Annotated in this window: 8 protein-coding genes; 4 read left to right on the forward strand and 4 right to left on the reverse strand. The window is 68.4% G+C overall.

Features of this window, described 5'->3' with window-relative positions; translation table 11 throughout:
* Positions 1-105: 105 nt before the first annotated feature.
* The gene (locus PXJ20_RS18265) at positions 106-1,425 is read left to right on the forward strand and encodes an MFS transporter (protein WP_421030534.1); all 1,320 of its coding nucleotides are present in this window, start codon (positions 106-108) and stop codon (positions 1,423-1,425) included.
* 66 nt (positions 1,426-1,491) lie between these two features.
* Here PXJ20_RS18265 and PXJ20_RS18270 read toward each other — a convergent pair whose 3' ends face one another.
* The 3 genes from PXJ20_RS18270 to hemC form a co-directional block, all read right to left on the reverse strand.
* Complete coding sequence (locus tag PXJ20_RS18270; protein WP_126877831.1) at positions 1,492-2,682, reverse strand: heme biosynthesis protein HemY; 1,191 nt, start codon at positions 2,680-2,682, stop codon at positions 1,492-1,494.
* A 2-nt stretch (positions 2,683-2,684) separates the two neighbouring features.
* Positions 2,685-4,766 (reverse strand): fused uroporphyrinogen-III synthase HemD/membrane protein HemX, encoded by a 2,082-nt coding sequence (gene hemDX, locus PXJ20_RS18275; protein WP_421030533.1) that lies wholly within the window; start codon positions 4,764-4,766, stop codon positions 2,685-2,687.
* A 92-nt stretch (positions 4,767-4,858) separates the two neighbouring features.
* Complete coding sequence (gene hemC, locus PXJ20_RS18280; RefSeq protein ID WP_413213303.1) at positions 4,859-5,905, reverse strand: hydroxymethylbilane synthase; 1,047 nt, start codon at positions 5,903-5,905, stop codon at positions 4,859-4,861.
* A 378-nt stretch (positions 5,906-6,283) separates the two neighbouring features.
* Here hemC and ppc point away from each other — a divergent pair, with 378 nt between their 5' ends.
* Positions 6,284-9,319 (forward strand): phosphoenolpyruvate carboxylase, encoded by a 3,036-nt coding sequence (gene ppc / locus PXJ20_RS18285; protein ID WP_421030532.1) that lies wholly within the window; start codon positions 6,284-6,286, stop codon positions 9,317-9,319.
* Positions 9,320-9,430: 111 nt separating this feature from the next.
* On the opposite strand, the gene PXJ20_RS18290 is transcribed toward ppc, so the two are convergent.
* Positions 9,431-10,192, reverse strand: coding sequence for a class I SAM-dependent methyltransferase (locus PXJ20_RS18290; RefSeq protein WP_199543496.1), 762 nt, complete (start codon positions 10,190-10,192; stop codon positions 9,431-9,433).
* Between the two features lie 219 nt (positions 10,193-10,411).
* Between PXJ20_RS18290 and PXJ20_RS18295 the strand changes: the two genes are divergently transcribed.
* Both PXJ20_RS18295 and argH read left to right on the forward strand, forming a co-directional pair.
* Positions 10,412-11,254, forward strand: a complete 843-nt coding sequence (locus tag PXJ20_RS18295) for a helix-turn-helix transcriptional regulator (RefSeq protein ID WP_421030531.1) — start codon at positions 10,412-10,414, stop codon at positions 11,252-11,254.
* Between the two features lie 157 nt (positions 11,255-11,411).
* Complete coding sequence (gene argH, locus PXJ20_RS18300; protein WP_421030530.1) at positions 11,412-12,821, forward strand: argininosuccinate lyase; 1,410 nt, start codon at positions 11,412-11,414, stop codon at positions 12,819-12,821.
* Positions 12,822-12,902 lie beyond the last annotated feature (81 nt).

The following is a 12,902-nucleotide window of genomic DNA, read 5'->3' on the forward strand; positions in this document are numbered from 1 at the left end:
CCCGCGCGTGAGGCCGCGCCCCGATAGCGCGGGCGAAATCACGCGCGTATAGTGCGCGCAGATCGCAGTCTTTCCACGCACTCAAAACACAAACGAGGAGACAAGATGGCCAGTCCTGCGAATCCCCTGCCTCATTCCGGCGCCGGCGCGCCGCCCTCCAGCTTCGAGGAGGCCACGTACCGGAAAGTCGCCTGGCGGCTCACGCCGCTCCTGATGCTCTGCTACGTGGTGGCGTATCTGGACCGCGTGAACGTCGGCTTCGCCAAGCTCCAGATGAGCACCGACCTGCATCTGTCCGACGCGGTCTACGGCTTCGGCGCCGGCATCTTCTTTCTCGGCTACTTCATCTTCGAGGTGCCGAGCAACGTGATCCTGCACCGCGTGGGCGCGCGGGTCTGGATCGCGCGGATCATGGTGACGTGGGGCATCATCTCGATGCTCACGATGTTCGTTACCACGCCGACGATGTTCTACGTGATGCGCTTTCTGCTCGGCCTCGCGGAAGCCGGCTTCTTCCCCGGCATCATTCTTTACCTCACCTACTGGTACCCGGCGCACCGGCGCGGCCGCATGACCACCTGGTTCATGACCGCCATCGCGCTCTCGGGGGTGATCGGCGGGCCGGTGTCGGGCTTCATCCTGAAGTCCTTCGACGGCGTGAACGGCTGGCACGGCTGGCAGTGGCTGTTCCTGCTGGAAGGGCTGCCGTCCATCGTGGTGGGCGTGCTGGTGTTCCTCGTGCTGGACGATGGCATCAGCAGGGCGAAGTGGCTCACGGCCGAAGAGCGGCAACTGCTCGAAAGCCGCATCGCCCATGAAGACGCGGCCAAGGAAGACATGCCCATCGGCCGCGTGCTGGCGAGCCCTCGGGTGCTGCTCATGAGCCTCATCTATTTCTCGTTCGTGATGGGCCTCTACGGCGTGAGCTTCTGGCTGCCCACCATCATCAAGTCCACAGGCGTCACCGACGCCTTCGCGATCGGCCTGCTTTCCGCCGTGCCGTTCGCGGCTGCGGTCGTGGCAATGGTGCTAGTCGCACGCAGCGCGGACCATCGGCGCGAACGCCGCTGGCACGTGGCGCTGCCCGCGGCGGCGGGCGCCATCGGGCTCGTGTTTTCGGTGATCTGGGCGCACAGCACCGTGCTCGCCATGGCTTCGCTCACGCTGGCGACCATGGGCATTCTGACCACGCTGCCGCTCTTCTGGAGCCTGCCGACGGCGTTTCTGGCCGGCACGGGCGCCGCGGCCGGCATCGCGATGATCAACTCGATCGGCAACCTGGCGGGCTTTCTGAGCCCCTATGCCGTGGGCTGGCTCAAGCAGGCGACGGGCGCGAACGACTCCGGCATGTTCATGCTGGCCGCGTTCATGGTGCTGGGGGGATTGCTGGCGCTTTCCGTGCCGGCACGGCTCGTCAGCAAGTAAGGGAAGAGAAGCGATGTATCTCGTGCTCCGCGCGGCGTAGCAGCCGCACGGAGCCACGCGCAGGCGTCAAACCACGTTCATCGCCAGCGCGCTTTGCCGGTAGTGCTCGGCGGCCTTCTGCGTGTCGCCCAGTTGCTCGTGCAGACGCGCGAGCGCGCGGTGCGAGCGGATCTTCAGCGGTTCGTTGTCGGCCAGCTTGAGCGCGGCCTCGAGGAACGACTGCGCCTTGCCCCAAAGCTGCTGCTGCAAGCACAGCCGGCCCAGCGCGAACTGCAGGTCCGCGTCGTCGGGACGTTCCTTGCGCCAGGCCTCGGCCTTCTGGATGAGCGGCAGCGCGTCGTCGCCCGCCGTATCCGGATAGCGGCGCAACAGCCGCGCATCCCAATTCTGCGCGAGCGCCTCTTCGACGATGCGCCGTGCGTCCTGTTGCCGGTTCAGCGCGATCAGCAGTTCCGCGGCGAGGTCCGCGAGGCGCGGCGAATGGCGTTCCACGGGCGACAGCGACTGCCACAGTTCGAGCAGCGCGTCGGCGTTGTGCCGGCGCTCGCGCAGCAGGTTCTCCGCCGCGAGCTGGCGCAGGCGCACGGCCACGGCCGGGTGCAGCGCCTCGCGCTTTTCCAGCGTCTTCACGAGCTTGAGCACTTCGCCCCAGTTCTTGAGCTGCTGCTGCGCGCGCAGGGCGATCTGCTGGGCGTGAATGCGACGGCCGCCCTGCGACTGCATCTCGGTGAGCGCGGCGAGCGCGCCATCCGGGTCGCGGCCGTCGGCGCGCATGTCGGCCGTCGCCATGAGGCGGGCGTCCTGCCAGTCCGCATGGTCGATCTGCGCGAGCCATTCGTCGCGGCGCGCGTACTCGTGCATGCGATGCGCGGCGTTGGCGGCGATCAAGCCGGCCGCGCCCTTGTTCGCCGAATCCGTGAGCGAGTCGCGCGCGGCCTTTTCGGCGCGCGTGAAGCGGCCCGCGTACAGGTTGCCGATCGCCTCACGCAGCGCCGCGGCCGCCTTCGCGGCGCGCGAGCGCGCACGGTACGCAGCCACGCGCTGCGGCATGTGCAGCACGCTGCGCACGAAGCGCAGCAGCGTGTAGATCAGGATGAAGAGCACCACCACGCCCACCACGAACAGGTTGAGCGAAACGTCCACGCGATAAGGCGGATAGACGAACAGCACTTGCCCCGTGTCGAAGCGGCCGACGATCGCGAGCACCACGGCGATCGCGAACAGCAGCGCGAGCCAGACGAGTCCACGGATCGCCATGATTACCCCCGGCTCCGGTATTGACGGACGGCCTGCAGGCTCGTGTTCAGGTTCGGCAACTCGACGGCGGGCGAGCCCGCGTCCACCTGTTTCACGAGATCACGCACGGTCTGGGTCTGTTTCGAGGCGTTGTCGAAGTAGCGGGCGAGCGCGGCATCCGCGGCATGCAGGTCGGACTTCAGCGCGGCCTGGTTGCGCGAGAGGAGCGAGATGCGCGCCGAGAGCAGGCGCAGCTTCACGTTCTGGCGAACGAAATAGCCCTGGTCGGGCGCGACGAGCATGGCGTCGGCGTTATCGATGCGGCGCACCTGCACGAGGCTCGTCAGCTGATGGCCGATGCCGGTCGCGAACGACTGGAGCCACACCTTCCAGCGCGGCTCGCCGGTGGCGGCGGCCAGCTTCGCCGTATCGGCAGGCTTGGGCGCCTGCGGCTTCGCGTGCGCGACGGGCGCTTCGCCCGCGAGCGGCAGCGTATCCACGGCGTCGATGGCGTTGTCGAGCTTGATGCCGAGGCCAGTGAGGTCGGTGGACGGCGCGGCCTTCAGCTTGTCGATGTCCTGCGCAATGGCCTTGCGCACAGCCAGCGCCTGCGCGCCGTCCGACGCGGCGAGCCGCTGGTCGGCGCTTTGCAGCGCGAAAAGCGCGAGCTGCGTGTTGCCCGTCAGTTGCAGCTGCTCGCTCGCGCTCGAGAGCATCTGGCCCACTTCGGCGAGCGTCCAGTCGTCGCGATTGCGCGCGAGGTCCGCGTACTGCTGCGCGAGCGCCTGCTGGGCGTTCTGCGCATCCGCGAGCTTGCCTTCGAGCTGGGCAACCTGCGAATCCATCTGATGCACCGTGGCGACGGCCTGATCCGTCTTCACGCGCAGTTCGGCCGTTTGTGCGTCGTTGGCCTGCTGGCGTTGCACGAGACGCTCGTCCATGCGCGTGACCTTGCGGTTGAGCGCAAAGCCGCCCACGCCCGCCGCACACGCGATCACGACGACGACGAACCACAGCAGCGGCCCGCTTGCGCCGCGCCGCGGCTTCTGGGCTTCATAGGGCGTGAACGGTGCGTTGACGGGCGGGGCGGAGGGCGAACCCGGCTGCACCGGTGCCGTTGCGCCTCGCTGGGACGAAGTGTTGTTCGAGTCGTTCGAATCAGTCATGCGTGAGTGAGCCGGGTTGGTCGTGACCGGTTTAACGTCGGGATGAACTGCAGGCTCCGCTGCAGGATGAGCCGCGGCAGGAACCGCTGCGCGCAGGGCGCGGACGATGCGCTCGTCGCCCGCGCCGGACACCGTAATGCTATCAAAACCCAATCCCCGCGCCGTCTCGGCGATGCGCGGGTGCGGCGTGACGAGCGGCGCGCGCCTGAGCGCGGCAAGCTCGCCTGCGGTGAGATGCTCGCGCGCGAGTTCGTCGAGATTGCGCACGCCTTCGGAACTGGTGACGAGCCACACGTGCGGCTTGCCGGCGAGGAGCGCGTGCACGCGGTCCCACGCGGCGATGGACGGCTCGGGCACGATGCGCCGATAGGCCGCGACCGGCTGAACCTCGGCGCCTGCCTCGCGCAGCCGCTCCGCGAGCCACTCGCGGCCACCGTCGCCGCGCACGATCAGCACGCGTTTGCCTTCGAGCGCGCGCTCGCCCAAGGTCGTTTCGATCGCGGCGAAGAGCGCTTCGGAATCGAAGCGGGCCGCGTCGTCGTCGGACGACGCTTGCGCCGGGCTGATCACGCGATAAGCGGGCGCTGCCACGCCGTGCCGGGCCAGCGCCGCCACGCTGCCCGGCCCCACCACGCCGATGGGCAGCGCATGCGGCCAGATCGCGCCGTAGCGGGCGAACGCGTGGTCGACGGCGTTGGGCGACACGAACACGACGAGCGCGTAACGGTCGAGCGAAGCGAACGCTTCGCGCAGCGGCGCTTCGTCTGCGGCCGGGCCGATTGCGATGAGCGGGAACTCGAGGGCGTCGATGCCTTCCTCGGCAAGCCGCACGAGGAGACTCGCCGACTGGCCCGCGGGCCGCGTGATGACCGCCGTGAAGCGCGCACCGTGCCGCGCGCCCGGGGTTCCTTCGGATGGTTCGCTGGTGGGTCCGGTCATGGGGTTGGTTGTTTGCGGCTTATTGGCGGCTTATGGGTGGGCGCCTCGTGGGTGCAGACGGGTCGCGGTCATGGCTCGGGCCGTCGCGGCGTTCAGGGCGTGCCGCCGGACTTACCGTCAGTAGCGCCACGGCTATCGCCGCGCTTGTCATCGGTGTCGGTGCTGCCTTCCGGCGCCGCCGCGCTTTCCAGCGCACGCACGATGTCGAGCGCGCCTTGTCCGATCAGCGCATCGGCCACTTCGCGGCCGAGTTCGAGGGCACGATCCACGGTTGCAGCGGAAGCCGACGCGCGCGCCTCGACCACGCGGGTCGCATCCGGCGTCGCCACCTTGCCGCGCAGGTGCAGCGCGCCGTCGTGCCAGTACCCGTAGGCGGCCAGCGGCACCTGGCAGCTGCCGCCCAGTGCGCGCGACACCATGCGTTCCGCCTCCACCGCGAGCGCCGTATGCGTGTGATGCAGCGGCGCGAGCCAGGCCGCGAGTTCGGCGCGATCCGCGCGGATCTCGATGCCGAGCGCGCCTTGCCCCGCCGCGGGCAAGCTGTCTTCGGGATCGAGCCGCGCCCGGATACGGTCGGCCAGCCCCAGCCGCACGAGGCCGGCCGCAGCGAGAATGATCGCGGCGTAGTCGCCGCGGTCCAGCTTGGCAAGCCGCGTGTCGAGATTGCCGCGCAGCGGTTTCACCGTGAGATGCGGCCAGGCGGCGCGCAGCATCGATTCGCGCCGCAGGCTGGAGGTGCCCACCACGCTGCCGGGGGGCAAATCGGCAAGCGATGCGTAGTCGTTCGAAACAAAGGCGTCGCGCGGGTCCTCGCGCTCCATGACGACGGGCAGCGCGAAGCCGGCCGGCAGTTCCATGGGCACGTCCTTGAGCGAGTGCACCGCGAGATCGGCGCGGCCGTCCGCGAGCGCATTTTCCAGCTCCTTCACGAACAGCCCCTTGCCGCCCACCTTCGAGAGCGTGCGGTCGAGTATCTGGTCGCCGCGCGTGGTCATTCCGAGGATTCGGACGTCGCAAGATGGATATAATTTGTGCAGCGCACCGCGCACGTGTTCGGCCTGCCACATGGCGAGCCGGCTCTCGCGCGAAGCGATGACAAGCGTGCGGGGCGGTTGCACGGATAACGGCTCGGAGTTCATTGCAGGAGACATCGCAAGGCGGGGTGGCTTGGGAGATCGGATAACGGGCAATGTTAGCACGCGCCTTTGCGTACCTTTGCCGCCGCCTTGACCTTCCTTGCCGCCTGCGGCATACCTCCGCCGCACATCGCAGACCACCACGCACGACCGTTCGCGCAACGTGCCCAGGGCTCTGCGATGATGCGTCGCGGCGTGACGCGCGCGAAGCTCCCGCTGGCCGCTCCCGGCCTCCTCTCCCGCAGCGCAATGGCAGTCCGCCCGTAGTTCCCGTAGTTGGTCCTGAGTTGGTTGCGCAGTTTGTCCCGTCGTTGGCATGTCGTTGTCCTGTAGTTGGCAGTCTTTCATCAACAGACCCTGGCTTTCCCGAGGAAACCCATCGTGACGTCTTCCGGATCGGCGCGCGCCGCGCGCCGCAACACTGCATCGCTGAACGCTTCACCGAACACCGCCGCGGCCCCCGCGCCCCAAAAAGCCGTCCGCACGGCAAAGACGCCCCAGGCGGCCAAGCCGGGCAAGAAGGCCAAACCGGACGCCGCCACGCTCAACGACGTGACGAACGGCAAGGCCCCCGCTGGCGGCGACGCGGCCCCCACGAAGCGCAACGGCCGCACCCGCGAGGACAAGGACAAGCCGCTCTTCGAGGACATCCGCTTTCTGGGCCGTCTGCTCGGCGACGTGGTGCGGGAACAGGAAGGCGATGCGGTGTTCGAGGTGGTCGAGACGATCCGGCAGACGGCCGTGCGCTTTCGCCGCGAAGACGACAGCAGCGCCGCCCAGGCCCTGGAAAAGAAGCTGCGCGCGCTCTCGCCGGAACAGACGGTGAGCGTGGTGCGCGCCTTCAGCTACTTCTCGCACCTCGCGAACATCGCCGAAGACCGCCATCGCAACCGGCGCCACCGCATCCACGATCTGGCCGGCTCGGTGCCGCAGCCGGGCACGATGGCGCATTCGCTGGAGCGGCTCGTGGCCGCGGGCGCGGCGGCCACGCCGATGCTCCAGCAGTTCTTCAACGAGGCGCTCATCGTGCCCGTGCTCACGGCCCACCCCACCGAGGTGCAGCGCAAGAGCATTCTCGATGCGCAGCACGACATCGCGCGGCTGCTCGCCGAGCGCGACCAGCCGCTCACGCATCGCGAGTTCGCGCAGAACGAGGCGCTGCTGCGCGCGCGCGTGACCTCGCTGTGGCAGACGCGCATGCTGCGCGACGCGCGCCTGACCGTGGCCGACGAGATCGAAAACGCGCTCTCGTTCTACCACGCCACGTTCCTCGAAGAGATCCCGGCGCTGTATGCCGACATCGAAATGGCGCTCAAGGAGCACGGCCTGCCCGCGCGGCTGCCGCCGTTCTTCCAGATGGGCAGCTGGATCGGCGGCGACCGCGACGGCAATCCGAACGTCACCGCGCCCACGCTGGAGCACGCCATCGCGCGCCAGGCGGCGGTGATCTTCGAGCACTACCTGGAGCAGGTTCACAAGCTGGGCGCGGAGCTTTCCGTGTCCAATCTCCTCGCAGGTGCCAGCGACGATCTGAAGAAGCTCGCGGCCGCCTCGCCCGACCAGTCGCCGCATCGCGTGGACGAGCCGTATCGCCGCGCGCTCATCGGCATGTACACGCGGCTTGCCGCGAGCGCGCGCGTGCGCCTCGGCGAAGGGGTCGTGCATTTGCGCAGCGCGGGCCCCGGTGCGCCGCAGATTCGCGCCACGCCGTACGCGGACGCCTCCGAGTTCACGCGCGACCTGCACGTGCTGATGGACTCGCTCGCCGCGCACTACGGCGCCTCGCTCGCCACGCCGCGGCTCGCGCCGCTCGCGCGCGCCTCGGAAGTGTTCGGCTTTCACCTCGCGAGCATCGACCTGCGCCAAAGCTCCGACATCCACGAGGCCGTGGTCGCCGAGCTGCTCGCGCGCGCGGGCGTGGAAGCGGACTACGCGTCGCTTTCCGAAGACGACAAGCTGATCGTGCTGCTCGCCGAACTGGCCCAGGTGCGGCCGCTGCGCTCGCCCTACCTTGACTCGGACCTCGCGAAGAGCGAACTGGGCGTGCTTGAAATGGCCCGCGTGACACGCGAAAAGTTCGGCGCGCGTGCCGTGCGCAACTACATCATTTCGCACACGGAAACGGTGAGCGACCTGCTCGAAGTGATGCTGCTGCAGAAGGAAACCGGTCTGCTGCAAGGGCGCCTCGGCCACGTGAACGAGCCGGCGCGCGGCGGCGTGATGGTGATTCCGCTCTTCGAAACCATCGCCGACCTGCGCAACGCCCCGCACATCATGCGCGACCTGCTCGCGCTGCCCGGCATCGATTCGCTCATCGAACACCAGGGCGGCGAGCAGGAAGTGATGCTCGGTTACTCGGACAGCAACAAGGACGGCGGCTTCCTCACCTCGAACTGGGAGCTTTACCGCGCCGAACTCGCGCTCGTGTCGCTCTTCAAGGAACGCGGCGTGAAACTGCGGCTCTTCCACGGCCGCGGGGGCACTGTAGGGCGCGGCGGCGGCCCGACCTACCAGGCCATCCTCTCGCAACCGCCGGGCACGGTCGAAGGGCAGATCCGCCTCACCGAACAGGGCGAGGTGATTGCGAGCAAGTTCGGCAACCCCGACATCGGCCGACGCAATCTCGAAACGGTGGTCGCGGCCACGCTCGAAGCGTCGCTGCTGCCGCACGGCAATGCGCCCGCGCAGCTGCCCGAGTTCGAAGCCACGATGCAGCAGCTCTCGGACACGGCGATGGCCGCGTACCGCGCGCTCGTCTACGAAACGCCGGGCTTCACCGACTACTTCTTCTCGGCCACGCCGATCGCAGAAATCGCGGAACTGAACATCGGCAGCCGGCCCGCGTCGCGCAAGCTGCAAGACCCGAAGCACCGCAAAATCGAAGACCTGCGCGCCATTCCGTGGGGCTTCTCGTGGGGCCAGTGCCGGCTGCTGATTACGGGCTGGTACGGCTTCGGCGCCGCGGTGGGCACCTACCTCGACGAAGCGGGCAGCGACGCCGAGCGCGCCCGGCGCCTCGCGCTCATCAAGAAGATGAGCCGCACGTGGCCGTTTTTTGCGAACCTGCTCTCGAACATGGACATGGTGCTCGCGAAAACCGACCTCGCCGTGGCGTCACGCTACACGCAACTCGTCGCCGACAAGAAGCTGCGCAAGCGCGTGTTCGACCGCATCGTGGCCGAATGGGAGCGCACCTCGCGCGTGCTCTCGGAGATCACGGGCCACGGCGAGCGGCTGGCGGACAACCCGCTGCTCGCGCGCTCCATCAAGAACCGCTTCCCTTACCTCGACCCGCTCAACCACCTGCAAGTGGAGCTGATCAAGCGGCACCGCGCCGGCGACACGAACGAGCGCGTGCGGCGCGGCATCCATCTCACCATCAACGGGATTGCGGCAGGGCTGCGTAATACGGGTTGAGGCGGCCCAAGGCAGGAGGGGCGCAGTCAGCGAAGCCCGGTGCGCAACGGTTTGCGCGCCGGGCTTTTTTTTGCGCGCGGCCCGGACGACGGCCCCGCCTTCTCTTCGCGTTTACTGCCTACGCGCCTCGATCATCAGCGCATCGAGCTTGAACGAGCCGTCCTCCTGTACCTCGAAGTACTGCCGCACCTCGTCGGGTGCGCTGGCCCACAGCGACCGGATGGCGGCGGCGCGCACCTCGGGCGTGCGCATGCGCGCAATCCACGTCGCGAATTCGATGGGAATGCGCCAGCGCTCGCGCACCTTCGCCTCGAAGCCCGCGTCGCGGAAAAACGCGAGCCATTCGTCGGCGCGGTAGTTGCGGATATGCGAGCCGTCGCGCAGCACTTCGGCGGCCTGGAAATGCGTGTCGAAGAGCGGATCGTCCACGCCCGCCACATCGATGAACAGCACGCGGCCGCCCGGCTTCAGCACGCGATGCACCTCGGCGAGCGCCTTTCGCACATCGCGCCAGTGGTGCGCACTCAACCGGCTGATGGCCCAGTCGAACGACGCGTCCGCAAACGGCAGGCTCTCCGCCGCGCCCTGCTGCACGCGAACGGTCGACAGGCCACGCTCTTTGGCCGCCGCCGCGACGGTGGCCAGCATGGGCGGCGCAATGTCGTAGGCCACCACTTCGCGCACGTGGGGCGCCACCGCGAAGCTCGCATGCCCCGCGCCGCACCCCATGTCCAGCACGGTGGCCCCGCCGCAGGTGGCCTTGAAGGTGGCGGCAAGCGTCTCGAGATCGGCGCCCGTCGCATGCACGTGGCTCGTGAGATAGGCGGCGGCGGTCGAGCCGAATGCATCGGCCACCTGGTCGTGATGCTTCATCGAATGCTCCTTCGCCCGGGTTGGCTCTCCCGGAGGGTTGGTGTGAGAACGGCTTTTTGTGGATGAACGCGCGCGGCGTGCACTCGGTGGCCGCCACACGCCTCATCTGCCGCTACAATAGGCGCCGGCTGGTACCAGTACAAGTTAAGCAGTTATTCTGGTATCTCCAGCACCTGTCATACGTTCGTTCACCGTTTCATGCACCGCCCGCTGCCTGCGATGAGTTCCTCCCATTCGTCCTCCACGGCCAAAACGCTCGATCCCACGCCCGCGCGCGCGCTTGGCGAATTCATCCGCGCCCACCGCGAACGGCTCTCGCCGAATGCGGTGGGACTGCCGCCCGGTCCGCGCCGGCGCACGCCCGGGCTGCGTCGCGAGGAAGTGGCGCAGCTGTGCGGGGTGAGCCCCACCTGGTACACCTGGATCGAACAGGGTCGGCCGGTATCGGCCTCTGCGGACGCGCTCGCACGCATCGCCGTCGCGCTGCAACTCTCGCGCGCCGAGCGCGCCTATCTGTTCGAACTGGCCGCGCAGCGCGACCCTGCCGAGCCGGACCCGGCCGCGACGGACGCGCCCGCCGCGCTGCTCGAAACGGTGAAGCTCGTGGATTCGCCGGCCTATGTGCTGGACCGGCAATGGAATGCGCTGGCGTGGAACAGGCAGGCCGCAGACCTGTTCGTGGGCTGGCTCGACGAAGGCACGAGCAACGCTCACGACGCTCAAGCGCGCAACCTGCTGCGCTTCACGTTCACGGCGCCGCCCGCGCGCGAGTTGATCGTCGACTGGGAAACGCGCGCGCGGCGCCTCGTAGCGGAGTTTCGCGCCGATTCCATCCGCCACCTCAACGACGCGCCCACGCGCGCGCTGATCGACGCCCTCGCCGCGGCAAGCGACGACTTCGCGCGCTTCTGGGCGTCGCAGGACGTGGGCGAGCGCGAAGGCGGTCTGCGCGAATTCAACCATCCGCGCGCGGGCCGCCTCGCCTACGACCAGATCACCCTCAAGCCCGCCCAGCGCGAAGACCTGAAGCTCGTGGTGCTCGTGGCACGCGCCCCGCGTTGACGGTGGGCGCAACCGTGCGCGCGTGGCGGCCCGCCGCCGGCCGCTGCGTCGCGCGATGTTAAAATCTGCGACTTCCTCGCGCCGCAGTCCGCACCGCGCCACCGCGGCGAGCTTTTCCCTGTACGCGGCCTCGCACCGCACGTTCACTGCCAACATCATGACGTCCCAACTGCACAAAAAAGGCGAAGCCTGGTCGGCTCGCTTCTCGGAGCCGATGTCGGAGCTCGTCAAGCGCTACACGTCGTCGGTCTTCTTCGACAAGCGGCTGGGGCTCGTCGACATCGAAGGGTCGCTCGCGCATGCGTCGATGCTCGCCGCGCAAGGCATCATCGGCGCCGACGACCTCGCCGCCATCCAGCGCGGCATGGCGCAGATCAAGGGCGAAATCGAACGCGGCGAGTTCGAATGGCAGCTGGATCTCGAAGACGTGCACCTGAACATCGAGGCGCGCCTCACGGCGCTGATCGGCGACGCGGGCAAGCGGCTGCACACGGGCCGCTCGCGCAACGACCAGGTCGCAACCGACATCCGGCTGTGGCTGCGCGGCGAGATCGATCGCATCGGCGGGCTGCTCACCGATCTGCGCACCGCGCTCATCGACCTCGCGGAGCAGCACGCGGCCACCATCATGCCGGGCTTCACGCACCTGCAGGTGGCGCAGCCCGTCACGTTCGGCCACCACCTGCTCGCCTACGTCGAGATGTTTTCGCGCGACGCCGAGCGCATGCGCGACTGCCGCACGCGCGTGAACCGCCTGCCGCTCGGCGCAGCAGCACTCGCCGGCACGAGCTATCCGATCGACCGTCACGCGGTAGCGAAGACGCTCGGCTTCGACGGCATCTGCGCGAACTCGCTGGATGCGGTCTCGGACCGCGACTTCGCCATCGAATTCACCGCCGCCGCCGCGCTCGTCATGACGCACGTCTCGCGCTTCTCAGAAGAACTCGTGCTGTGGATGAGCCCGCGCGTGGGCTTCATCGATCTGGCGGACCGCTTCTGCACGGGCTCGTCGATCATGCCGCAGAAAAAGAACCCGGACGTGCCCGAACTGGCGCGCGGCAAGACCGGCCGCGTGAACGGCCACCTGATGGCGCTGCTCACGCTCATGAAAGGCCAGCCGCTTGCCTACAACAAGGACAACCAGGAAGACAAGGAACCGCTCTTCGACACCGTGGACACGGTAGCCGACACGCTGCGCATCTTCTCGGAAATGGCCGCGGGCATTCGCGTACGTCCGGAAGCGATGCGTGCCGCCGCCCTGCAAGGCTTTTCCACGGCGACCGATCTGGCGGACTACCTCGTCAAGCGCGGCCTGCCGTTCCGCGACGCGCACGAGGCCGTGGCGCACGCGGTACGCATCTGCGTGGACCGCAACTGCGATCTGGCGGACCTGTCGCTCGACGACATGCGCCGCGAACTGCCGGCGGTCGCGCATCTGCTGGGCGAAGACGTGTTCGACGTGTTGACGCTGGAAGGGTCGGTGGCGAGCCGCAATCATCCGGGCGGCACGGCGCCGGCGCAGGTGCTGGCGGCAGTGAAGGCCGCACGGGCCGCGCTTGGGAAGTGAGGTTGAGAAGACCCGTCACGCGCCGTGCACGAAGCTGAACGAGCGGCGCTCAAGCTGAAACGCGCCAACGAAAAGGGCGAA

Origin of the sequence: Paraburkholderia sp. A1RI_3L, assembly GCF_048957895.1 — a bacterium.
Taxonomy (GTDB): Bacteria; Pseudomonadota; Gammaproteobacteria; order Burkholderiales; family Burkholderiaceae; genus Paraburkholderia; species Paraburkholderia kururiensis.

Bases quoted from the DNA above. Each gene is read 5' to 3' on its own strand.
- PXJ20_RS18265 (WP_421030534.1), top strand. From the start codon at position 106: ATGGCCAGTCCTGCGAATCCCCTGCCTCATTCCGGCGCCGGCGCGCCG.
- PXJ20_RS18290 (WP_199543496.1), bottom strand. From the start codon at position 10,192: ATGAAGCATCACGACCAGGTGGCCGATGCATTCGGCTCGACCGCCGCC.
- PXJ20_RS18270 (WP_126877831.1), bottom strand. From the start codon at position 2,682: ATGGCGATCCGTGGACTCGTCTGGCTCGCGCTGCTGTTCGCGATCGCC.
- PXJ20_RS18295 (WP_421030531.1), top strand. From the start codon at position 10,412: ATGAGTTCCTCCCATTCGTCCTCCACGGCCAAAACGCTCGATCCCACG.
- hemC (WP_413213303.1), bottom strand. From the start codon at position 5,905: ATGAACTCCGAGCCGTTATCCGTGCAACCGCCCCGCACGCTTGTCATC.
- argH (WP_421030530.1), top strand. From the start codon at position 11,412: ATGACGTCCCAACTGCACAAAAAAGGCGAAGCCTGGTCGGCTCGCTTC.
- hemDX (WP_421030533.1), bottom strand. From the start codon at position 4,766: ATGACCGGACCCACCAGCGAACCATCCGAAGGAACCCCGGGCGCGCGG.